Consider the following 23,009-nt stretch of genomic DNA (forward strand, 5'->3'; position numbering starts at 1 on the left):
GTGACGGGCCTGCCGTAGCGGTGACGGGCCGGGTGCGGCCGGGATGACGGCCCGGCCGCACCCGGCCCGTCACCGGTCGCCCGTCACCGGCCGCCCGGCTCCCCATCCCGGAAGCGGGGCACGCGGACACCCCGCGGTTCACCGCCCCCCGCAAGCGGAGGGTACGTCAGGAAGCGGTGAGGGCGGTGCCCTGGGCGAGGAGCAGGACGACGTCGACCGCCGCCACGGCGACGGCCGCGGCGAAGGGGACCCGGGGCGAACGCCCGCCGAGCACGAGCCCGGCGGCGGTGAGACCACCGGCCGCCGCGAGGGCGGCCCAGCCCCCCGCCCCTGGAGACCCCCCCGGGCCGAGGACGAGCAGCGCCGTCGCGGCCAGCAGCGGCAGCGGGACCAGCAACCGGACCCGGGCGGCGCCGAGCCGCTGCGGCCAGCCCCGGACCCCGGTGACCAGGTCGGCGGGGATGTCGGGGAGCACGTTGGCCAGGTGGGCCCCGCAGCCGAGCAGCGCCGCCGCCGGGATCGCCCACCAGGCGGGCCAGGGCCCTCCCGGCAGCCCCAGGGTCACGAAGGCCGGCAGCGAGCCGAATCCCACCGCGTACGGCAGCCACGACAGCACGGTCGCCTTCACCCCGAGGTCGTAGGCCCAGGCCGCGGCGACGCCGGCCAGGTGGACGGCGCCGGCCGCCGGGCCGGAGGCCAGGGAGAGCGGGACGCACAGCGCCAGGGCCGAGACCGCGGCGACCCGGACCGTCCGGGCGCTCACCGTCCCGTCCACGACGGGTTTGCCGGTGCGGCCCGCAGCGGCGTCCCGGGCGGCGTCGACCGCGTCGTTGCACCAGCCGATCGACAACTGCCCGGCCAGCACCGCCACGCCCACCAGGGCGGCCCCCGCCGCGCCGCGGCCGCTCGCCACGGCCAGGGCGGTCACCAGCGCGGTGACCGCGGCGGTCGGACCGGGGTGGCAGGCCAGCAGCAGGCCCCGGGCGGCCCGCAGCGCGGTCCCGGTGGCCGGGGACGGATGCCCACTCCTCGTCACCGGACCGATGGTAGGCGACGGTCCCGCCGGCCACCGGCAGGCGGAGGCCCGCCCCGGGGCCGGCGCGGGACGGATCGGTGAACGGTGATCGCGCATGTCGCACAGGCGGCTGGGCAAGAGGGGGATATCCGCCGTTCCCTAGCCAGGGGGTAGTCACGAGATGACGCGAATCGCCGCGGTCCGCGGCGCGCTTCCGCCCAACCGCTACCTCCAGGCAGAGATCACCGACGCGTTCGCGCGGGCGTGCCTGCCCGAGGGGGCGGACCGCCGGCTGCTCGACCGGCTGCACTCCTCCGCGAAGGTGGGCTCCCGCCACCTGGCGCTCCCCCTCGACCAGTACGCCAAGCTGGACGGGTTCGGCGCCGCCAACGACGCCTTCATCGAGGCGGCCGTCGAGCTGGGTGCCGCGGCGGTCGGCGACGCGCTGGAGGCCGCCGGGATCGCGCCGGAGGAGGTGGACATGATCCTGTTCACCTCGGTGACCGGCCTCGCCGCGCCGTCCGTGGACGCCAGGCTGGCCGGGCGGCTCGGGTTGCGTCCCGACGTCAAGCGGGTGCCGGTGTTCGGCCTGGGCTGCGTCGCGGGGGCGGCCGGGATCGCCCGCCTCCACGACTACCTGCGCGGCTGGCCGGAGCACGTGGCCGTGCTGCTCTCGGTCGAGCTGTGCTCGCTGACCCTGCAACGCGGGGACGCCTCCATCGCCAACCTGGTCGCAAGCGCGCTGTTCGGCGACGGGGCCGCGGCCGTGGTCGCCTGCGGCGACGCATGGCGGCCCCGGGCGCGAGGTGCTTCCCCGGCCCCGGCTCGCCCGGCCCCGGCTCCGGTTTCCCCGGTCCCGGCTCCCCCGGCCCCGGCCTCGGCCTCGGCTCCCCCGGCTCTCCCGGCTCTCCCGGCCGGGCCGGAGGTGGTGGCCTCGCGCAGCCGCCTCTACCCCGGCTCCGAGGGGGTGATGGGCTGGGAGGTGGGCGACACCGGTTTCCGGGTGGTGCTCGACGCCAGCGTCCCGGACGTGGTGCGCACCCACCTGGCCCGGGACGTCGGCGGTTTCCTCGCCGACCACGGCCTGACCGGTGCGGACGTGACGGCGTGGGTGTGCCATCCCGGCGGGCCGAGGGTGCTTGAGGCGGTGGCCGAGACGCTCGGGCTGCCCGAGGGGGCTCTGGACCTCACCTGGCGCTCGCTGGCCGAGGTCGGCAACCTGTCGTCCTCCTCGGTGCTGCACGTCCTGCGGGACACCCTGGCCCTGCGTCCGCCGCCCGCGGGCACGCCGGGGCTCCTGCTGGCGATGGGGCCGGGGTTCTGCTCCGAGCTCGTGTTGCTGCGCTGGTAGCGGAGGTCCGATGTCCTGGCAGCTGTCGTCCTGGTACCTGCTCCTGGTGCTGCTCGTCGGCCTGGAGCGCCTCGCCGAGCTGGTCGTGGCCCGCCGCAACGCGCGTTGGAGCATGGCCCGCGGCGGGGTGGTGCACGGCCGGGGCCACTACCCCTGGATGGTCGCCCTGCACACCGGCCTGCTGGCCGGATGCCTGCTGGAGGCGGGCCTGGCCGGCCGGCCGTTCGTTCCGGCGCTCGGCTGGCCGATGCTCACCCTGGTGGTCGCCGCGCAGGGGCTGCGCTGGTGGTGCATCACCGCGCTCGGCCCACAGTGGAACACCGAGGTGATCGTCGTGCCCGGCCTGTCGGTGGTCGAGCGCGGCCCGTACCGGCTGCCCTGGTTGCGCCATCCGAACTACGTGGCCGTGGCCGTCGAGGGGGCGGCGCTGCCGCTGGTGTACGGGGCGTGGGTCACCGCGCTGGTGTTCACCGTGCTCAACGCGGCGCTGATGGTGGTCCGGATCCGCTGTGAGGAGGCCGCGCTGGCCTCGCTCGCCCCCGGCCGGGCCACCGCGTGATCGACGTCCTGATCGCGGGCGGCGGACCGGCGGGGCTGGCCACCGCCGTCAACGCGGCGCTGGCCGGGATGGAGGCGGTGGTGGTCGAGCCACGGCCCGTACCGGTCGACAAGGCGTGCGGCGAGGGGCTGATGCCCACCGGGGCCGCCGCGTTGCACGCGCTCGGCGTGCGGGTGGAGGGCCGGCCCCTGCGCGGTATCCGCTACCTCGACGGGCGGTGCGCGGCCGAGGCGCCGTTCCGCGACGGGCCGGGCCTGGGGGTGCGCCGGACCGCGTTGCACGCCGCGCTGGCCCTGCGGGCGAAGGAGCTGGGGGTGGAGATCGTCCCCGGCAAGGTGACCGAGGTCCGGCAGGACGACGGCGGCGTCGAGGCCGCGGGGCTGCGGGCCCGCTGGCTGGTGGCCGCGGACGGCCTGCACTCCCCGCTGCGCGCCCGGCTCGGGCTGGAGCTGCCCGGCCGCGGGCCCCGCCGGTACGGCCTGCGCCGGCACTACCCCGTGCCGCCGTGGACGGACTTCGTCGAGGTCCACTGGGCGGCCGACGGGGAGGCGTACGTGACGCCGGTGGGCGACGGCCTGGTGGGGGTGGCGGTGCTGAGCTCACGGCGGCGCGGCTACCCCGAGCACCTGGCGGACTTCCCGGATCTGGCGGAGCGGCTGCGAGCCCCCGCGGTGACCCCGGTGCGCGGCGCCGGGCCGTTGCGCCAGCGGGTGCGCACCCGGGTCGCCGGACGGGTGCTGCTGGTGGGCGACGCCGCAGGGTACGTCGACGCGCTCACCGGTGAGGGCGTCTCGCTGGCGCTGTCCTCCGCCCGGGTGCTCGTGGGCTGCCTGCGCGCCGGCGCCGCCGAGTCGTACGAGACCGCCTGGCGGCGGCTGTCGCGGCGGCACCGGCTGCTCACGACGGCGCTGGTGGGCACGCGCCGTTTCGGACCGGCGGCCCGGCTGATCGTTCCGGCGGCACGGCGGATGCCCGCCGTGTTCGGTGCGGCGGTGCACGCCCTGGCCTGACGCCGCCGCGACCCCGTCCGGTGGACGGCGCGGCGGTGCACGTCCCGGGCCGGCGGTAGCCCCGGTTTCACTCCGCCCGGTGAACGGCGCTCAGGCCGGGGGCGTAGTGGCTCGTCCCGGCGAAGCGGATCCGCCACCGGCCGCCGGGGCGGATCGGCAGGGTGCGGCCGAAGCGCCCGTGGGCGTCGGTGGTGGCGGTGCCCACCTCCGCCCAGTCCTCCTCCCCGGTTCGGTGCAGGATCTCGACGGGCCGCTCGGGGAAGGGGGCGTAGTCGAGATAACCTTGCGGGTCGACCCGGTTGAGGACGCCGCGCACCCGCGTGCCCTCGCCCCCGGCCACCGCCCGGACCGCGCTGAACCTGGTCTGGCGTCTCAGCTGGAAGCCCCGGCGCCCGACGACCGTCCTGCCGCCGGTGCCCTTGGCGGTCACCGTGACGGTCCAGCGGCCGGCCGGGTACCAGCGGCTGAGAGTCTGCTCCGGGTTGAAGCGCCAGGTCTCCCAGCCGTCCGCCGCGCGCCGGACGACGAGGCCCGCGCGGGCCGCCGCGTGCCCCGGGACGGCCCGTCCCGGCCCCGTCGCCGGGGCGGGCGTACGGGACGGACCGGAGACCGGGCCTGGAAGCAGGGAGGGAACCTCGGTGGGAAGCGGGCCGGGGAGCACACCGGGAAGCGGAGAGGGGGCCGGGGTGAGGGGCGGAGAACCCCCCGGCCTCGGGTCCGGGCGCGGCGCGAGGGACGCTCCGGGACCCGGCCGCGGCTCGGGACCCGTTCCCGGACGGGGGCGTGGAGCCTGCGCGGCCGGGCGGGACACGCCGACCGGGAAGACCGTCTCCCCCGGCCCCGCCGCCCCGGGCTCGACCTGGACGGTCACCCCGGCGGGCCCGGCCACGCCACGGGCGACCACCTCGATCACCAGGCGTACCGTGTCGGCCGGCCCGACCACCGGGGCGGCGGGATGGATCGTGACCGAGCGGATCACCGGATCCTCCGCCGCGACGACCGGAGCGCCGGCGGGCACCGGCAGGGACGCGGCTCCCGCGACCAGGGACGCCAGAAGAACTCTCGTGGTCATGTTTCCGGACGCTAGGCAGGCGCCGGTAAGGAGCGGGTAGCCGACACACGCCCGGTTGGCAAAACGGTACGGCTCGGCGCCCGGTATCTCCGCTTTCGCAGGAGAACGCCAGGTGCCTTCCGCGGTCCGGGGGGCACCCGGAGGCCCGGCCCCCGGACCGGGGATCGAGCCCCGGACCGGAGGCCGGGCCCTGAACCGGAGGCCGAGCCGGAACCGGGGCCCGGCGGACGGGGGCCGGGGCCCGGCGGCCCCGCGGAGGGCGGCGGCCGCGTCAGCCGGCGTACATGCCGTCGATGATCTCGGCGTACTTGGCGTGGATGACGCGGCGCTTGAGCTTCAGGCTCGGGGTGAGCTCCGTGGTCTCGGCCGTCCACTCCACCGGAAGCAACCGCCACCGCTTGACCTGCTGGACCCGGGCGAGCCTCTCGTTGGCGGCGGCGACCGCGGTCTCCACCGCCTTGAGGACGTCGGGGTGCTCGGCGAGGTCGGCGAGGGTGGTGAACGCGATGCCGTGGCTCTGTGCCCAGCCGGGGGCCACCTCCCCGTCGAGGGTGAGGATCGCCACCGGGTACGGCCTGCCGTCGCCGTAGGCGAGGGCCTGGCCGATGAGCGGGTGCTCCTTGAGGTGGTTCTCGATGTTGGCCGGGGAGATGTTCTCACCGCCCGAGGTGATGATGAGCTCCTTCTTGCGGTCGACGATGCTGATGAAGCCGTCCTCGTCGATGGAGCCCACGTCGCCGGTGTGCAGCCAGCCGTCCTCGTCCAGCAGCTCGGCGGTGGCCTCCGGCCGGTTCAGGTAGCCGCGGGTGTTGGCCGGGCTGCGGGTGAGGATCTCGCCGTCCTCGGCGATGCGGACCTCGACCCCCGGACCCGCCGGGCCGACCGTGCCGAGCTTGAAGCGGTCGGGGGCGTTGGCGGTGAACGCGCCCGTCGTCTCCGTCATGCCGTAGACGTCGAGCACCTTCAGGCCGAGACCGGCGAAGAAGCGCTGGACCTCCAGCGGCATGGGTGCGGCCGCGGTGGCCAGCCAACCGGCGTTGTCGAAACCGATCAGCGACCGGATGATCGACAGCAGGGAGGCGTCGGCCTGCTCGTAGGCCGCCCGTACCTCGGGCGAGGGCGTGCGGCCGTACTGGCACGCCTCGATGTAGGCCAGACCCGCGGCCATCGCGGCGCGCACGTTCTCCTGCTGCTCCTCCGGCTGGGTGGCCAGCAACGCCTGCAGCCGGGCCATCATCTTCTCCCACACGCGCGGGACGCCGAAGAACAGCACCGGCTTGACCTGTCCGAGGACCGTGCCGAGCTGGGCGAGGTCGGTGCAGAAGTAGACGTGGGAGAGCTTGAAGAGCGGCAGGTAGAGGCTGAGCACCCGCTCGGCGATGTGGGCGTAGGTCAGATAGGAGACCTGGGTGCCCTTGGTGGGCAGGTTGGCCATCCGGTTGGTGGCCGCGACCTCGAAGAACACGTTGGCGTGGGTGAGCGGCACGCCCTTGGGGTTGCCGGTGGTGCCGGAGGTGTAGAGCACGGTGATGGTGTCTTCGGCGGTGACCGCCCGCCAGCGGGCCTCGACGGCGGCGGGGTCGGCGGCGAGCCGCTCCCGGCCCAGGGCCAGGAAGTCGTCCCAGGACAGGAACCGGTCACCGGACGGGGCGTCCTCGAGCATGATGATCCTGCGCAGGCCGGGGAGGTCGTCCAGCACCGGCTCCCACCGGGCCAGGTCGGCCGGGCCGCCGAGGACGGCGATCCCGGCTCCGACGTCGCCGGCGACGAAGGCGACCTGCTCGGGCGCGAAGGTGGAGTAGACCGAGCAGGGGACGCCCCCGGCGTGCACCGCGCCGAGGTCGGCGAGCACGTGCTCACTGCGGTTGACCATCATGAGGGCGACGGCCTCGCCCGGCTCCAGCCCGAGGGCGACGAACCCCGCCGCGATCTCCAGGATCCGCTGCCGGGCCTCGGCGTAGGTCAGGGTGGACCACCCCTCCTCGACCGGGTCGGAGTAGGCCGGAGCGTCGGGATCCCCCTCGGCCGCCTCCTTCAGCCGGTCGCAGACCGTCCGTCCCGCGATCTCCCGCTCGATCTCCGCACGCTCCTCAAGGACACCGGTCATGTCGCGCCTCCTGAAAGTGCTCACTTGCACGAGTGGCATGCATCGCACCACACCGGCTTCCCCCTCGACAAGACCTTGAAAGACAGAAGAAACACCACGTTTCCCACCCTCCGCGCACGGCCGGACGACGCGTTTACCTACAGTGGTGACCCAATCACACAAACGACCTCGGGGGGCGGCAATGACATCGGGGGCACCCGCTCGGGAGAGGACCTTCTTCGGGCATCCACGCGGTCTCGCCACGCTGTTCGGCACCGAGATGTGGGAGCGGTTCAGCTGGTACGGCCTGCGGGCCATCCTGGCCACCTTCATGGCCGCCTCCCCCGTCACGGGCGGCCTCGGCATGTCGGAGCAGACCGCCCAGGCGGTCATCGGGGTGTACGGCGCGCTCATCTACCTCGTCGCCCTACCGGGCGGCTGGGTCGCCGACCGTGTCCTGGGCGCCCGCAGGGCGGTGCTCTGGGGCGGCTTCGTCATCATGCTGGGTCACATCAGCATGGCGATCCCGGTCACCACGCCGGCCTTCGTCTGGCTGGGGCTGTTCCTCATCGTGATCGGGACCGGCCTGCTCAAGCCCAACATCTCCGCGATGGTCGGCAAGTTGTATCCCGAGGACGACGACGCGCGCCGCGACGCCGGGTTCTCGCTCTTCTACCTGGGCATCAACCTCGGCGCCTTCATCGCTCCGATCGTGGTGGGCTGGCTGGCCCGCGACGGTCGCTGGCACCTGGGGTTCGGCGCCGCGGCGGTCGGCATGGCGCTGGGCCTGACCCAGTACGTGCGGGGGCGGCGTCACCTGCGGGGCGTGGGCGACCGGCCCGGCCACCGGCTGACGGCGGCCGAGCGCAGGCACTTCACCATCGCCCTCGTCTCCGCGGTCGTCCTGGTGGCCGTGGCCATGGCCGTGTGGGTGGCCTCGGGAACGTTCAGCCTCGACGGGTTCGCGCTCGTGATGACCCTGGTCATCGTCGCGGTCCCGGTGCTCTACTTCGGCTACATCCTCCTCGGCGCGCACGGCCTGACCGAGGAGGAGCACGCCCGGATGCGGGCCTACGTCTGGTTGTTCGCCGCCGCCGCCGTCTTCTGGATGATCTACGATCTCGCCCCGACCGTGCTGTTGTTCTTCGCCGAGCACCGGACCGACCTGAACCTGCTGGGCCTGCGCGTCACACCGGCGACGACGCAGTCGTTCAACCCGCTGTTCATCATGGTCTTCGTCCCGGTCTTCGCCGCGCTCTGGGTGAAGCTGGGCGAGCGGGTGACCGCCCCGCAGAAGTTCGCCTTCGCGCTGTTCATGGTGGGGCTCAGCTTCGTGGTCATGGCTCTGGCGGCGCGGCTGGCCGCAAGTGGGCGGGTCAGCGTGTGGTGGCTGGTGCTGGTCTACCTCGTCCAGGTCTTCGGCGAGCTGGCGCTGAGCCCGGTCGGGCTCTCGGTCACCACCAAGCTGGCCCCCGAGGCGTTCAAGGGCCAGATGCTCGGCGTGTGGTTCATCGCCGTCTCGGTGGGGGACGCGGTGGGCGGGCAGACCGGCCGGCTGCGCGAGCACATGTCGGAGCCCGCGTACTTCCTGACCCTCGCGGCGATCGCCCTCGCGGCGGGTGCGGCGCTGCTGGCGTCGGCGGGCAGGCTGCGCGTCCTGATGCGGGAGCACGCGGCGCACCCCGGCGGGTGACGGCCCGCAGGCCCGGCCGGGCCTGCGGGCCGCGGCGGGTGCGCGCGGGAGCCCACCGGGCCGCGGCGGGTGCGCGGGAGCCCACCGGGCCGCGCCGCGGGCGGTCGTCGGCGGCTGCGCGTGCGGGCCCGCCGGGGTGATCCCGCGCGGGCCGGTTCCCGGGCGGTGCGACCCGGCCGGGCGCGTCCGGGGCGGGCCGTGGGAGGGTTGGTCCGTGGACCATGTGCTCGACCTCGCCGGAATCTTCGTCTTCGCCCTCTCCGGCGCGCTGGTGGGCGTGCGCAGACGGCTCGACGTGGTGGGCATGGCCGTGCTGGCCGAGATGACCGCGCTGGGCGGCGGCATCCTGCGGGACCTGATCCTGAACGTGCGGCCCGCCGCCTTCTCCAGCGTCGGCTACGTGGTCGTCCCGGTCGCGGCGACGGTGATCGTGTTCTTCTGGCACCCGCACGTGGAACGGGTGATGCCCGCGGTGAACGTGCTCGACGCGGCCGGGCTGGGGCTGTTCTGCGCGGTCGGCACCGAGAAGGCGCTGGACTTCGGGCTCAGCCCGCTGCACGCGGCCCTGCTCGGGGTCATCACGGGGGTCGGCGGCGGCATGCTGCGCGACATCCTCTCCGGGCAGATCCCGAACCTGCTGTACGACCGCCAGCTGTACGCGGTGCCCGCCCTGCTGGGGTCGGCGGCCATGGCGGCGCTCTACACACTCGACCTGCACGGCTGGCCAGCCACCCTCGCCGCCGCGGTCCTCGCCTTCGGGCTGCGCGTGGCGGCCGTCCGGCTGCGCCTGCGCGCACCCCTGGCCAGGGGCCTGACGGCCGAGTAGGCGGGACGCGGCCACCGCGTGGCTAAAGGGTGGGGGTGAGCGACTCCGGCGGGCGGTTCCCGGACGCGCCTTCGACCCTGGCCTCGGCGATCCGCCGCACCGCCTCGGTCAGCACCTGCGGCGGCTGGGTGAAGGGAAGACGCAGCCGGCTCTCCAGGGTGCCGTCCACACCGAACCAGCGGCCGGGTGCGAGCCGCACCCCGTGGCAGGCCGCCGCGTCGACCAGCGCGGTCGCCTCCGGGCTGGACAGCCGCACCCAGAGCGAGCCGCCGCCGGAGGGCACGGTGAAGTCCCAGTCGGGCATGTGCCCGGCCAGCGCGGTCGTCAGGACCTCGCGGGAGGCGCCCAGGGTGCGGGCCCGCTCGGCGCGCGACTCCTCGATGTCCTCGAACAGCCTGACCGTCACGAGCTGTTCGAAGAGCGGGCTGGCGATGTCGACGGCCGCGCGGAGCACGGCCAGGCGGCGGACCGTGGCGGCGGTGGTGCGGATCCAGCCGATGCGCAGCCCGCCCCACCACAGCTTGGACGCCGACCCGATGGTGATCACCCGTCCGTCGGTGTCGAAGGCGGCCAGCGGCGCGACCCGGGACCGCCCGTCGTCCCCGTCGAGGGCCAGCTCGGCCCAGCTCTCGTCGGCCACCAGGGTGGTGCCGTACCGCCTGGCCGCCTCCGTCAGGCCCGCCCGGGTGGCCTCGTCCATCAGGTGCCCGGTGGGGTTGTGGAAGTCGGGTATCACGTACGCCAGCCGGGCGGCGGACTGGCGTATCGCGCAGGTCAGCAGGTCCAGGTGCCAGCCGCCGTCGGGGATGCCGACCGGGACGATCCTGGCGCCGCGCATCCGGGCCAGGTCGATGGCGTGCGGGTAGGTGGGCGACTCCAGCAGCACCGGGTCGCCGCGGGAGAGCAGCAGGGTGGTCACCAGGTGGATGGCCTGCTGCGCGCCGGTGGTGACGAGGATCTGCTCGGGCCGGGTGGCGAGTCCCCGCTCCGTGTAGCGGGCCGCGATCGCCTCACGCAGCGGGGCGATGCCGACCGGGTCGTAACCCATGCCCAGGGCGTAGCGGGGGTAGTGCTCGCCCGCGAAGGCGATCGCCGCGGGCAGCGTGGAGATGGCGCTCGGCGCGGCGGTGTGCAGCGGGAGCAGGCCGTCGTCCGCTGCGGCGATCCAGGGGTTGGCGGTGCCCAGGGAGCCGGCGTCGGGCAGCGCGGTCCAGCTTCCGGCACCCTGCCTGCTCTCCAGGTAGCCCTGTTCACGGAGCCGGTCGTAGGCCGCGGTGACGGTGGTCCGGCTGACGCCCAGGGCGTCGGCGAGGTGGCGCTCGGCCGGCACGCGCACCCGCACGGGCAGGCGCCCGTCGAGGATCAGCGACCGCACGGACCGGGCCAGCGCCCGGTAGTAGGGCCTGGCGCCCGGGTCGACCGCCGTGAGCCGGGCGAGCTGCGGTCCGCTGAGATACCTGTCCACCTCGCCCAGCATAAGGCCACTTTTCATGATTGGCCCTTTGAAGGGGATTCATTGGCCTGCACGATTGACGGCATTATGAGTGAACTCTCCCTACCGACCTTCGGCTCCCTCCCCAACCGGCTCCTCCGTCTCTACGCGGGTCTGGCGCTCTACGGCGTCGGCATCGCCCTGCAGATCCGCTCGTACCTGGGCGGCAGTCCCTGGGACGTCTTCCACCAGGGCCTCTCGGTGCACCTGGGCCTGTCGGTCGGCGCCTGGATCATCCTGGTCGGGGCCGCGGTCATGCTGCTGTGGATCCCGCTGCGGCAGCGGCCGGGCGTGGGGACCGTCAGCAACGTCGTGTTCGTGGGGTTGTTCGCCGACGCGGCCATGTGGCTGCTCCCGGCCCCGGGCGCGCCCGTGGTGAGCTGGGCCTACCTGGTGGCCGGCGTCGTCGTCACCGCCGCCGCGACCGGCCTGTACATCGGCGCCGGCCTCGGCCCGGGGCCCCGCGACGGCCTGATGACCGGCCTGAACCGGCTCGGGCTCTCCATCCGCGCGGCACGCACCGCCATCGAGGTCACCGTGCTGGCCGTGGGCTGGCTGCTGGGCGGGACCGTGGGGGTGGGAACCCTGGTCTTCGCCCTGGCGATCGGACCGCTGACCCAGTTCTTCATGCCCAGGATGCGTCCCGGGGCGTGAGGCCGGCCCGGCGGAGACTTTCCGGAGAGGTTAGAGACCTCGCTGTGGGGTTAGCGTCGAGCCATGTGGATCGAGGACTACGCGCTCATCGGTGACATGCAGTCGGCCGCCCTGGTCGGCCGGAACGGCTCCATCGACTGGCTCTGCCTGCCGCGCTTCGACTCGCCCTCCTGCTTCGGGGCGCTGCTCGGCGACAGGAAGAACGGCCAGTGGTGGATCGGTCCCTCACACGCCGAACGGCCCCGCGCCGACCGGCGTCGCTACCGGGGCGAGACGCTCATCCTCGAAAGCGAGTGGGACACCCCCACCGGCACCGTCCGGGTGATCGACTTCATGCCCACCCGGCACGCCAACCCCGACCTGGTCAGGATCGTCGAGGGCGTGTCCGGGACGGTGGACATGGCCACCGAGATCCGCATCCGTTTCGACTACGGCCGCATCGTGCCGTGGGTGCGCCGCACCGACGGCCTGCTCCAGGCCGTCGGCGGGCCCGACTCGGTCTGGCTGCACTCCCCCGTCCCGCTGCAGGGCGGCGACTACGCGCACCGCGCGGGCTTCCGGGTCTCCGAGGGGGAGCGGCTGGCGTTCATCTTCACCTGGCACCCCTCCCACGAGCCCAAGCCGGTCGAGATCGACCCGTACGAGCAGCTGACCGCGACCGAGGAACTGTGGGACGAGTGGGTGGCCCAGTGCACCTACCGGGGCCCGTGGCGCGAGGCCGTGGTGCGCTCCCTCATCACGCTCAAGGCGCTCACCTACGCCCCCACCGGCGGGATCGTGGCCGCCCCCACCACCTCGCTGCCCGAGGACCTCGGCGGGGTCCGCAACTGGGACTACCGCTACTGCTGGCTGCGCGACGCCACCATGACCCTGGACGCCCTCATCGGCGCCGGGTACCTGGACGAGGCCCGCGCCTGGCGGGCCTGGCTGCTGCGCGCCATCGCCGGCCGTGCCCAGGACCTGCAGATCATGTACGGCGTCGCCGGGGAGCGCCGCCTGACCGAGCTCGAACTCGACTGGCTGCCCGGTTACGAGGACTCCCGGCCGGTCCGGATCGGCAACGGCGCGGTCGACCAGCTCCAGCTGGACGTCTACGGCGAGGTGATGAACTCCCTGCACCTGTCGCGCGTCTCGGGCATCGAGCCGGACCACCGGGCCTGGACCATCCAGCGTGAGCTCATCGCCTACGTCGAGGAGCACTGGGACGAGCCCGACGAGGGCCTGTGGGAGGTCCGGGGACCGCGCCGCCACTTCACCCACTCCAAGGTGATGTGCTGGGTGGCCCTCGACCGGGCCGTCAAGCAGGTGGAGTCCTTCGGCAAGGCCGGCCCGGTGGCGCGCTGGAAGGAGGCGCGCGACCGCATCCACGCCGAGATCTGCGACAAGGCGTTCGACCCGGTGCGCGGCACCTTCACCCAGTCGTACGGCTCGCGGGAGCTGGACGCCGCCCTGCTGCTGATCCCCATCGTCGGCTTCCTGCCGCCGGAGGACCCGCGTGTGATCGGGACGGTCGAGGCGGTCCAGCGCGAGCTGATGGTCGACGGTTTCGTACTGCGCTACCCGGTCTGCGCCGACAACGACGTGGACGGCCTGCCGGGCGGCGAGGGCGCCTTCCTGGCGTGCAGCTTCTGGCTGGCCGAGGCACTGGCGATGATCGGCCGCAAGGACGAGGCCGTCGAGCTGTTCGAGCGGCTGCTGTCGCTCCGCAACGACGTCGGGCTGCTCGCCGAGGAGTACGACCCGCGCTACGGCCGCATGGTCGGCAACTTCCCGCAGGCGTTCAGCCACGTCCCGCTGATCCACGTGGCCCGCGCGCTCAGCTGAGACCCACCCCCTTTAGGGTACTTTGCCATCTTTTTACCGTTTTCAGCGGCACGTCGGCACAAGAGGCGAAAAAAGACCAAAAAATCTTGAACTTCTCTGCAACTATCGGACGCGTTCACGACTCTCATCCTGTGAACGAGCACCCCGAAAGGAAACGAACATGAGCGACTTCAGCGTCACCGACTCCTACGACACCAACGGCGACGGCGCGTACGACGTGGTGCTGGAGGACACCAACTTCGACGGTGTGGCCGACACCGAGCTCTACGACACCAACTTCGACGGCAAGACCGACGTGCAGTACACCGACTTCAACGGCGACGGCATCACCGACGAGGTCCGCGTCGATCTCAACGGCGACGGTGTGACCGACTACACCGAGACGGGTCCCTTCTCCGCCTGATCAGATCACCCGGCATAATCCCGTGTGATCCCACCGAGGGGGGAACCCGTACCCGGGTCACACGGGCGGCCGACCAGGAAGGCGACCGATGAGGCATCGACGCGTGCTCCTTTCCCTGCTGCTCATCGCTCCACCGGTGCTGGCCGCCGGCGGCGTGGCGGCGGCGGATTCCCGCGGAAAGGGGCCCGGCGGGCCTCCGGCACCCCTGCGTCCCAGCGGAGGGCCTCTGCGGCCCGCCGAAGAGGATGCGGGGCTGCTGGGCGGGTTCGCCCCGCTGCCCCTGATGCTGCTGCTGGCCGCGGGCGGTCTGGTGCTGATCGCCGCCGCCTTCTACGTCTGGCACCGCAACCGCACCCCGGCTCCGGGAACCTGGCAACCCGGCGCCGCTCAGCCCGGCGCCGTCCCGCCCGGTGCCGTCCAGGCCCAGGGGGGAGCCGTCCCGCCCGCCGCACCCGGGACATGGCCCGCCGCCCCCGCCGTGCCCCCGGACGCGGTGACGCCCCCGAACCCGGCGATGCCCGCGGAGCACGCGGCCACCGGGACACCGGACGCCGAACACCGCCCGCCGCCCGCCGTAACCGAGCCGGCGGTGGCGGAACCCGGAACGTCCCAAGCCCCGGCCGGGGTACCGGCCGAGACGACACCGGAGCCAGCGTCGGCGTCGGGCCCGACGCCGTCCGGCGACCCCGGCATGCCCTTCCCCCAGGTGGAGGAGGTGGAGGGCACTCCCCAGGGAACGCACGGGCCGGGGGCGGACACCCCGCCGGAGACGGCGGAGGACGACCGGCGGGGACCGGCGGCGCCCGGCGGGGGCGACCCGCTGGCGCAGGCCCTGGCCGGGATCACGGAGAGCGGGATCAGCCCCGCGCTCGCGCAGCAGGTGGAGCGGCTCTTCGCCGACGGGCATCCGGGACGCGAGGCACTCGTCGCCGCCTGCATCGCCTACCGGGACCAGATCGCCGAACGACACCCCCAGCTGGCCGCGACGCTGCTGGAGGGGCTCGACCGCGCCGGCGTCCGGGAGCTCGTCGCGGACGGGCAGCGGTTCGACCCGCGTGCGCACGAGGCCTTCGGCGTCGAGCCGACCGATCGTCCCGAGCTGCACGACGTCGTGGCGGAGACCGTCAAGCGGGGGTACGCCGACGGCGAGCGGATCATCCGCGTGCCGCAGGTCGCCGTGTACCGGCACGATCCCTCCGGTGCGGGGCCGACACCGTGAACGCCGCGCTCCCGGTGCCCGCGCCGCCCCGTGGACCGGGCCCGCCCCGGAGGCCGGCTCGGCCCGGCGGGTCCGGCTCAGTTCTCGGCGACGCCCTCGGCGAGGGCGGCCCGCAGTCGCCGCCGGCCCCGGTGGATCCAGACCCGCACCGTGTTGAGCGGCACCCCGGTCGAGGCCGCCACCTCCTCGTAGGCCAGCCCGCCCGCCCGCAGCAGCAGCACCTCGCGCTGCGGTGGCGGCAGCTCGGCCAGCGCCCGGCGCAGGTCGGCCAGGCCCGCCACCAGGTCCTCGAAAGGCTCGGCGATCACCGAGTCCTCGGCCATCTCGGCGTGGAGCACCCCCTGGGAGCGGCGCCGCACCACCGTGTACGCGGCGTTGCGCGCGATGACGAGAACCCACGCCCGGAAGGACGAGCCGCCCCGGAAGGCGTGCAGGCCGCGCCAGGCGGCGAGCTGCGTCTCCTGGAGGGCGTCGAGCGCGTCGGCGCGGTGCCCCGTCAGGTGGTAGCAGAGGCCGAAGGCCGGACGTTGCACCGGGGCCCACAGCGCGCGGAAGGCGGTCTCGTCACCGGCGCGTGCCCCGGCGAGGAGAAGCGCCTCGTCGTCGAGTTCCGCGTCCAGCGTCCCGGTCGTCATCGGTCGCCCATCCTCCACGGGTGGAAAGTCAGCCAATGACACCATGCCGGATGAATGTCCGGTAAGAAGCGGCAAATCCTGATATTGGACCGTAACAATCTCTGGTTGGGGCCACCGTTGGAGGAGTCAGACGACCTGACTGAGCTGCGTCGGCTCCTTTTCACGGCGATCCCGTACCCCACCGAGGAGGAGAACCTGGCGATGCTCGCCCAGACGCTCTCGTCGAGCACCCCCGACCTGTCCCTGTTGCCCGGCCCTGATGGGTTCGGTCCCCCACCTCCGCAGAGCGCGGCAAGGCCGCTCGTGCCCTGTGCCCGGCGATCCGCGGACCGCGCGGGCGGCCCGGACGACGCCGACGGCACCGACCACGCGGCGGGGGGGCGGGCATGACCGCCGGACCCGCCGAACTGCTGCGCGGCCTGTGCGACGCCACGGCGGCCAAGCTGGCCGGCGCCGAGCTGCGCGAACGGGTGGCGCAGGTGCGTGCCGACCTCGACGCGCCGCTGCGCGTCGCGGTCGCGGGCGCGGTCAGCAGCGGTAAGTCGACCCTGGTCAACGCGCTGCTCGGGCTGCCCGTCGCCCCGGTCGACGCCGGTGAGTGCACCTTCGTCGTCACCCAGTACGAGTACGGTGAGGACGACGGCCTGATCAGGATCGAGCTCAAGGACGGCGGCGTGGTCCACTCCCGGCTGCTGCCGGGTCACCGGCTCCCCTCCGAGCTGGGCGTCGACGTGGCCGTGATCCGGCGCCTGCGGGTCTCGCTGAACCTGCCGTCGCTGCGGACGGTCACCATCATCGACACGCCGGGCATGAACACGGTGACCGCCACCAACGAGCGGGCGGCCCGGAGCATGCTGTTCGGCTCCGGTGACGAGGACGACCGCGCGCAGGCGATGATCTACGTGCTGCGCTACGTCCAGAAGTTCGACGACACCACCCTGTCGGAGTTCCGCGGCCTGACCGACGCCTGCGGCATGAGCTGCGTCAACACCCTCGCCGTGCTCGGCCAGGTCGACCGGCGCGGCGACGAGGACGACCCGTGGCCCACCGCCAGGCGGCTGGCCGCCAAGGGCTACCAGGACCTGCGCACCTCGGTCTACGACGTGGTCCCGGTGATCGGCCTGCTGGCCGAGACCGCGCGCGCGTGCCCGCTGGACGCCGAGGAGATCGAGGCGCTGTCGGTGCTGGCCGGGCTCGACGAGGACGACCTGGAGGACTACCTCCTCGACCTGGAGGACTTCCGCACGGCGTCCGACCTGCCCGTGCCGGCCGAGGTACGGCGCCGCCTGGTCGAGCGGCTGCACCGCTACGGCATCGCCACCGCGGTGGAGGCGGTGCGCAACGGGGTCCGCGACGCCGGCGCGCTCACCGCCCACCTGCTGGAACGGTCGGGATACGCCTCGGCGGGACGGGCCGCGACCGGCTCGGTGGCCGCGGGCATCGCCCACTTCGCCCGCCGCGCCGACCAGCTCAAGGCGCTCGACGCGCTGACCCGGCTGCGCAAGCTCGCCCGCACGCCCGCGCTGGGCGCGGACCGCGCCACCCTGGACGCGCTCGCGGCGCAGCTCGACGAGAACAAGCCGATCGCGACCGCGCTGGGCGGCCTGCGGATCTTCGCCGCGGCCGAGGCGCTCGGCCGCGGCACCCTGGTCCTGAACGAGGAGATGACCGAGGAACTGCTGCGCCTGTCCCGCCACGACGACCCCGCCGAGCAACTCGGCCTGCCCGCCGGGGCGCCGCGGCAGGAGATCGCCGCGGCGGCCGTGACCGCGTCGATGCGCTGGCGCACGCTCGCCATGATGAGTGAGGGCCGCAGCGCCGGGCACCGGGCCAGGGACGTGCTGACCGTCCTGGAGGACATCGTCACGGCGGCGCTGGACGAACCGGACACCCCGCAGGCCGCGGGCGGCGAGGCACTGCCCCCGCTCCGCGTCGACCCGGCCGCGGTCGAGGCCCTGCGCGCCTCCCCCATGGTCCCGGCCGACGACCGGCGGGCGCTGGAGCTGCTGCTGTCCGGCACCGAGCTCGCCACCCAGCTCGGCGCACCGCCCGGCAGCCCGCGCGCCGAGGTGGCGGGCTACGCCGCCGCCCTGGGGGCCCGCTTCCGGACCCTCACCCACCGCCCGCTGTCCCTGCGGCAGCGCCGGGCGGCGGAGACCCTCTGCGAGGCGTACGAGACCGTCTGGTCGCGCTACCACCAGGAACAGCCCTAGGGGCCCAGGGCGCCCCGCGGACGGCGTCGCCGGCAAGGGACGGCGGCGCCGCACGATTCCCCCGACAGGAGACGACGACATTGACGACCCCCGACCCGAACGGCCCCGTGGCGCGGCTGCTGCGTTACGCCAACGAGGTCCACGCCCTGGCCAAGCAGTCCGGCAGGCAGGACCTGGCGGAGATGCTGGCCACGTGCGCGAGCCGCTGGAAGGACGAGTGCACCGACATCGTGGTGGCCGGGGCGCAGAAGCGCGGCAAGAGCCGCCTGATCAACACCCTGGTCGGCCGGCCCGACCTGGTGCCGGTCGACGCCGACGTGGCCACCAACTGCTTCCTGTCGCTGCGACGCGGCCCGCAGCTGGCCGCGGTGGTCCACCGCAACACCGACAAGGGGCTCGTGCAGACGCCGATCACGGTCGAGTCGATCCCCGACTACGCCTCGATGCGTGGTGACATCGGCAAGCGCCGCGACGTCGTCAGCGTGGACATCACCCTCGACACCCCGCTGCTGGACGGCCTGCGGCTGCTGGACACGCCCGGCGTGGACAGTCTCACCGTGGGGCACCGCCAGGTGACCGTGGCGATGCTCCAGCGGGCCGACGCGCTGCTGTTCACCCTCAGCGCGCAGGACCAGCCGGTGCTCCGGCACGAGCTGGAGTTCCTCGCCGAGGCGGCCGAACGGGTCCAGGCGATCGCGTTCGTGCTGACCAAGGTGGAGGACTCGGCCAACTGGAAGAGCCTCATGGAGGAGAACAAGGCCCGGCTGCGGACGTTCGTCACCGAGGCGGTCGCGGCCGACCCGGGCAGGACGGCGACGCTGAGCCCGCTCCTGTCCGCGCCGTGGATCCCGGTGAGCGCCAAGCTCGCCGAGGCCGCCGAGGCCAAGCGCCGCGAGGGACGCCACGAGCGCGCGGCCGCACTGCGGGCGCGCAGCGGCATGGACGTCCTGGAGCGGCACCTGCGTGCCTTCGCCGAGGGCCGGGACTCGGCGCGGGGGGCCACCGTGGTCGCCGCCGCGCTGTCGGCGCTGGGCTCCCTGACGGCCGGGGCCAAGGACGACGTCGCCGTCGGCTCCGACGACGAAGGCGACCTGGCCGCCCGCCTCGCCGAGGTGGAGGCCGATCTGGAGAGCCTCGCCGAGCTGACCGCCAAGCGCCGGGCCGGCGCGGTGGCCAACACCTTCCTCGCCCGCGAGGTCGGCGGCATCGTGGCCGCCCGGTTGACCGAGATCCGTCAGCCGTACGAGAACACGATCGCCACCCTGAAGAGCCAGGCGCAGATCGACAAGTACATGGCGGAGATGCCGGAGAGCGCTCAGCGCTCGCTGGAGGCCGCCTGGTCGCAGATCGTCTACGACGTGGAGGCCCTGGCGCGGACCACCCTGGACGCCTTCGCCCGCGATCTCGGCCTCGACCCGGTGAACCTGGCCGCCGACCGGCGAACGGCGCCCAACCTGTCGCAGATCCAGGTCAGGGGTGACACGGCCGCCGACGAGCCGGTCAACGTGGACCTGGTGCGCGACGTGCTGCCGTCGGCGTCGATGGGCCTGTCGTTCGGCGGCCTCGCCGCCGCCGCGCTCGGCCCGGTGGGCTTCCTCCTGGTCGCCCCCGCCCTGGGGGCGGCCATCTACTTCGGGCGGCGCAAGATGGAGCAGGTCCAGCGCAGCCAGGCGGCGATCAGGAACGCGCTCCGCGACCAGTTCGCCCTGGTCACCCGGGAGATGACGCTCGACGTGGAGCGGATGGTCACCACCTGGCGGGTGAACGTCGAACAGGCCGCCGACGACAGCCTGTCCCGGCGCCGCAAGGAGCTGGAGACCCGGCGCGCCGAGCTGAAGTCCGCCTCGGCGCGTTCGGCCGCCGAGCGGCGCAAGGCGCGTGAGTCGGGCCAGGAGCGCATCTCCAAGATCGCCGAACTCACCACCCGCGGCCACGCGCTCCGCAAGGAGCTCGCCACCGCCGTGGCCGCCCTCGGCGCCGCCCCGCCGGCCCCCGCCGGGACGCAGGGGGCCGTCCCCCCGGTTCCCGCCGGAGCCTGACGGACTCCACCACCCGGCCCCCGCGGACCCGTCCGGTCCGCGGGGGCCGTGGCGTTCACAGGGGCAGGTGCACCAGGGTGGTGGGCTGGTCCCGGGCGATCCCGCTGACGTCGGTGGGACGGTGCAGGCAGAGCAGGCCGGTGGCGACCCGGGCGACCGGCTCGAACATGCCCGGCGTGCGGTGCACCTCCCGGGCCCCTCCCGGGGTGACGTGCAGCAGCCGGCTGCGGCCGGCGTCCAGCATGGTCATCCACATCGAGTCGCCGTCGGCCACCAGGCGCGGACGCTCCCAGCGGTAGCGGGAGGTGAGGTGGCCGGCGAGGGTGGCCGACTGCTTGCCCATCAGGAACTCCAGCGTCTGGGTCCGCTGGTCGAAGATCCCGACCGACCAGCCGCGGGCGGGGCTGAGCTGGTCGGTGCCGACCGCGTAGATCTGGTTCCCGGCCGGGAACCAGCGCAGGGCCCCCGCCCGGGGACGCGGCATGACCAGCTTGGTCTGGCCGCCCGCGACATCGGTCTCCAGCCCCGCCGAGCTGGAGGTGAACCAGCGTCCCCGGTGCAGGACCACCTGGTGGAGCCAGGGGCGGCCGGGCTCGCGCACCGTCGGACGCACCACCCCGCCGGGGTCGACCAGGCACAGCACCTGCCACGGCCTGAAGTCCTGGTGCCGGTTCTGGAACATCGGCTTGTTGCTGCTGAACTGCCCGAGCACCACGGTGCAGCCGAGTGCCCCGACGGAGGGCGACGGTTCGGCGCCGCTGGGCGCCTCCTGGTCGAGCAGGCGGCGCAGCCGGTTGTCCTCGTTCAAAAACCACTGGGCCTGCACGCCGAGATCCCGCGGCGGGGGAGGCTGGAACGCGAAATTCCCGGCCAGATCGAACTCGATCATCGCCAGCTGCCCGATCTCCCCCCACGGCAGGCCCACCGTGGTGTCGACCGGGGTGGGCTGCCGTGACTGGAAGAAGACCCACGCCGTGCGGCCGTGGGCGATCGCGGTGGGGTTGCCCCACATCTGCATCGGGTAGGTGCCGCGGATCGCCAGATCCGGGGTGAGCGTGCGGACCAGCACCTGCGCCGGACCGACCTGCTCCACCGTGACCAGGCCCTCGTGCGAGAGCGCCCACTCCACCAGCCTGCCGAACCCGAGCTCGCGGTCGTGGCGGCCGTCGAGACCGTCGAGCCTGCGCAGAAAGTGGCCGCTCTCGAACGCCTGGTGGACGAAGATCCGTCCCCCTTCGACCCGCGCGTCCAGCACGCCGTCCATGACCTTCTCGATGCCCGGAACGGTGGGCCCGCCCGCTCCGGCGCCCGCGGGCACCCCGCCCGCCGGAGCCGGAGCGGCCACGGGACCCGCGAATCCCTGCGGGCCGGTGTGCGGGGCGCCCGCCGGACCGGGGGGGATCTGGTGCCCGCCGGTGGCGCCGTCCGCCGGACCGGTGAAGGCGCCGTGCCCTCCGGCCGGCGTCACGACCGGGCCCGCGGCGGGCCCGGCGAGGGCGTGCGGCCCCGCGACGGGGAAGGCGTGCCGTCCCCTGGACGCTTCGGCCGGGCCGGTCCCGGGTGCGACCGGCAGAGCATGGGAGGCGCTCAGCGAGCCGTCCAGGACGGCGTGGTCGGCGGCCCGCACCGGACCGGAGGAGTGGACGGGATCGCGGGACTCGACCTTCAGCTTCCAGGCGAGCTGGGCGGCGCCGTAGGCGACGACGATCTTCGGGTCGTCGTAGGTCCGGACCCGGTCGCCGAAGCGTTCGCGCACGACCTTCTGCACCAGCGGCATCCGGCTGGGGCCGCCGGTCATGAACACCGCGGCCAGCTCGTCGACCTGGACGCCCGCGCCGCGGATCGTCTCGTCCAGGATGTTGACCGTCCGGATGATCTCCTCGCCGATGAGATCCTCCAGGTCGGCCCTGGTGATGTGCACGTCCTCGTTGATGCCGACCACGTAGTGCGAGGAGGTGTCGAACTTCGACAGCGTCTCCTTGGCCTCCCTGGCCATCTTCAGCAGGTCCGCGGCGTAGCTGACGTAGCGGCGCTCGGGGTTGGTGGTGACCTGCTGCCACCACTCGGCGTCGATGCGCTCGATCTGCGTCCCGAGGAAGGCGAACACCTGCTCGTCGAAGCCCTCGCCGCCGATCTCGTCGCTGCCGCCCGGCTCGCCGACGACCGCGAAGTCGCTCCCGTCGACGGTGAGCACGGCGGCGTCGAACGTGCCGCCGCCGAGGTCGTAGACGGCCAGGTGCGACCCGCCGCCCGCGGCCCGGCCCGCGGAGGCGAAGTAACGCGCCGAGGCGACGGGCTCGTCGACCAGCACGATCCGCACCCCCCGCACGACCTTCTTGGCCGCCGCCAGCAGCACCGCCTTGCGGTCGGCGCCCCAGGCCACCGGGTGGGTCAACGCGATGCAGTCGGGGTCGGCCCCGTCGAACCGCCGCCGCCCCTCGCTCACGAACAGTTCGAGCAGGGCGGCCATGGCGTCGACCACGTCCACCGGCACGCCGCCCAGCAGCATCCGCCCGCGGCCGACGTACCGTTTGGGGTTGCGCTCAACCCGTTCGGGACTGATGCCGATCCCCCGCTGGGCGATCCGTCCGGCCACGAGCGTCCCCCGCTCGTCGAGCATCACGGCGGAGGGAACCCGCCGCTCCCCCTCGACCTCCAGCACGTCGAAACGCCCTTCGGCCGCTATCACCCCGGCGGAGAAACTCGTCCCCAGATCGACACCGAGGCACCACTGCGCCATCTCACACTCCTCGAAATCCAGACCCCATCATCCCGCATCCGGCGACCACATCCCGGGCGCGGGCGGACATGCCGGGAACAATCCAGAAAGCGGAGCGAGGGCCGTCGGGGTGAACGCGGAGTGAGGACCGTCCCGGGCCCGCCCGCGGCGCACCGAGGCCGTCCCCGTCGCCCACCGT

At 73.9% G+C, this 23,009-nt stretch carries 18 protein-coding genes; 12 read left to right on the plus strand and 6 right to left on the minus strand.

The genetic code is table 11. The features are described from left to right. Window positions 1-166: 166 nt before the first annotated feature. Window positions 167-1,036, minus strand: coding sequence for a UbiA family prenyltransferase (locus tag F4562_RS04675; protein WP_311734284.1), 870 nt, complete (start codon window positions 1,034-1,036; stop codon window positions 167-169). A 160-nt stretch (window positions 1,037-1,196) separates the two neighbouring features. Between F4562_RS04675 and F4562_RS34595 the strand changes: the two genes are divergently transcribed. Genes F4562_RS34595 through F4562_RS04690 form a run of 3 tightly spaced genes read left to right on the plus strand, consistent with a single transcriptional unit; the run spans window position 1,197 to window position 3,935 of the window. Continuing rightward, on the plus strand, window positions 1,197-2,366 hold the full coding sequence (locus tag F4562_RS34595) for a type III polyketide synthase (RefSeq protein WP_184548332.1): 1,170 nt from the start codon (window positions 1,197-1,199) through the stop codon (window positions 2,364-2,366). 10 nt (window positions 2,367-2,376) lie between these two features. After that, window positions 2,377-2,925, plus strand: a complete 549-nt coding sequence (locus F4562_RS04685; protein ID WP_184548330.1) for an isoprenylcysteine carboxyl methyltransferase family protein — start codon at window positions 2,377-2,379, stop codon at window positions 2,923-2,925. Next, on the plus strand, window positions 2,922-3,935 hold the full coding sequence (locus tag F4562_RS04690) for an NAD(P)/FAD-dependent oxidoreductase (protein ID WP_184548328.1): 1,014 nt from the start codon (window positions 2,922-2,924) through the stop codon (window positions 3,933-3,935). Before F4562_RS04685 ends, F4562_RS04690 begins: the two co-directional genes overlap by 4 nt. Window positions 3,936-4,002: 67 nt before the next feature. Here F4562_RS04690 and F4562_RS04695 read toward each other — a convergent pair whose 3' ends face one another. Then, complete coding sequence (locus tag F4562_RS04695; protein WP_184548326.1) at window positions 4,003-5,007, minus strand: hypothetical protein; 1,005 nt, start codon at window positions 5,005-5,007, stop codon at window positions 4,003-4,005. A gap of 271 nt (window positions 5,008-5,278) precedes the next feature. Next, window positions 5,279-7,114 carry an AMP-dependent synthetase/ligase gene (locus F4562_RS04700; RefSeq protein WP_184548324.1) on the minus strand — a complete coding sequence of 612 codons (1,836 nt, stop codon included), beginning with the start codon at window positions 7,112-7,114 and terminating at the stop codon, window positions 5,279-5,281. A gap of 181 nt (window positions 7,115-7,295) precedes the next feature. On the opposite strand from F4562_RS04700, the gene F4562_RS04705 reads away from it, so the two are divergent. After that, entirely contained in the window at window positions 7,296-8,786 is a 1,491-nt protein-coding gene (locus F4562_RS04705; RefSeq protein ID WP_184548322.1) for a peptide MFS transporter, read from the plus strand. A 214-nt stretch (window positions 8,787-9,000) separates the two neighbouring features. After that, complete coding sequence (locus F4562_RS04710; protein WP_184548321.1) at window positions 9,001-9,612, plus strand: trimeric intracellular cation channel family protein; 612 nt, start codon at window positions 9,001-9,003, stop codon at window positions 9,610-9,612. Window positions 9,613-9,634: 22 nt separating this feature from the next. Here the strand turns inward: F4562_RS04710 and yczR are convergent, their stop codons facing one another. Beyond that, window positions 9,635-11,104, minus strand: a complete 1,470-nt coding sequence (yczR, locus tag F4562_RS04715; RefSeq protein ID WP_184548319.1) for a MocR-like transcription factor YczR — start codon at window positions 11,102-11,104, stop codon at window positions 9,635-9,637. Between the two features lie 48 nt (window positions 11,105-11,152). Here yczR and yczE point away from each other — a divergent pair, with 48 nt between their 5' ends. The 4 genes from yczE to F4562_RS35655 all read left to right on the plus strand — a co-directional run bounded on the left by yczE (window position 11,153) and on the right by F4562_RS35655 (window position 15,204). Continuing rightward, the gene (yczE, locus tag F4562_RS04720; protein WP_184548317.1) at window positions 11,153-11,758 is read left to right on the plus strand and encodes a membrane protein YczE; all 606 of its coding nucleotides are present in this window, start codon (window positions 11,153-11,155) and stop codon (window positions 11,756-11,758) included. A 63-nt stretch (window positions 11,759-11,821) separates the two neighbouring features. Beyond that, window positions 11,822-13,582, plus strand: a complete 1,761-nt coding sequence (locus F4562_RS04725) for a glycoside hydrolase family 15 protein (RefSeq protein ID WP_184548315.1) — start codon at window positions 11,822-11,824, stop codon at window positions 13,580-13,582. Window positions 13,583-13,742: 160 nt separating this feature from the next. Further along, window positions 13,743-13,985 carry a hypothetical protein gene (locus F4562_RS04730; RefSeq protein ID WP_184548313.1) on the plus strand — a complete coding sequence of 81 codons (243 nt, stop codon included), beginning with the start codon at window positions 13,743-13,745 and terminating at the stop codon, window positions 13,983-13,985. 88 nt (window positions 13,986-14,073) lie between these two features. Next, window positions 14,074-15,204 (plus strand): nucleotide exchange factor GrpE, encoded by a 1,131-nt coding sequence (locus F4562_RS35655; protein ID WP_221207884.1) that lies wholly within the window; start codon window positions 14,074-14,076, stop codon window positions 15,202-15,204. A gap of 77 nt (window positions 15,205-15,281) precedes the next feature. On the opposite strand, the gene F4562_RS04740 is transcribed toward F4562_RS35655, so the two are convergent. Beyond that, window positions 15,282-15,839, minus strand: coding sequence for an RNA polymerase sigma factor (locus F4562_RS04740; protein ID WP_184548311.1), 558 nt, complete (start codon window positions 15,837-15,839; stop codon window positions 15,282-15,284). 117 nt (window positions 15,840-15,956) lie between these two features. Between F4562_RS04740 and F4562_RS04745 the strand changes: the two genes are divergently transcribed. The 3 genes from F4562_RS04745 (at window position 15,957) to F4562_RS04755 (ending at window position 20,091) form a co-directional block, all read left to right on the plus strand. Further along, on the plus strand, window positions 15,957-16,229 hold the full coding sequence (locus F4562_RS04745) for a hypothetical protein (protein ID WP_184548309.1): 273 nt from the start codon (window positions 15,957-15,959) through the stop codon (window positions 16,227-16,229). Further along, on the plus strand, window positions 16,226-18,052 hold the full coding sequence (locus tag F4562_RS04750) for a dynamin family protein (RefSeq protein WP_184548307.1): 1,827 nt from the start codon (window positions 16,226-16,228) through the stop codon (window positions 18,050-18,052). The genes F4562_RS04745 and F4562_RS04750 overlap by 4 nt, the downstream gene beginning before the upstream one ends. Window positions 18,053-18,132: 80 nt before the next feature. Beyond that, window positions 18,133-20,091: a dynamin family protein gene (locus F4562_RS04755; protein WP_184548305.1), complete on the plus strand. Its 1,959-nt coding sequence runs from the start codon at window positions 18,133-18,135 to the stop codon at window positions 20,089-20,091. Window positions 20,092-20,146: 55 nt separating this feature from the next. On the opposite strand, the gene F4562_RS04760 is transcribed toward F4562_RS04755, so the two are convergent. Beyond that, window positions 20,147-22,831: an Hsp70 family protein gene (locus F4562_RS04760; RefSeq protein WP_184548303.1), complete on the minus strand. Its 2,685-nt coding sequence runs from the start codon at window positions 22,829-22,831 to the stop codon at window positions 20,147-20,149. Window positions 22,832-23,009 lie beyond the last annotated feature (178 nt).

Origin of the sequence: Streptosporangium becharense, assembly GCF_014204985.1 — a bacterium.
Lineage (GTDB): Bacteria > Actinomycetota > Actinomycetes > Streptosporangiales > Streptosporangiaceae > Streptosporangium > Streptosporangium becharense.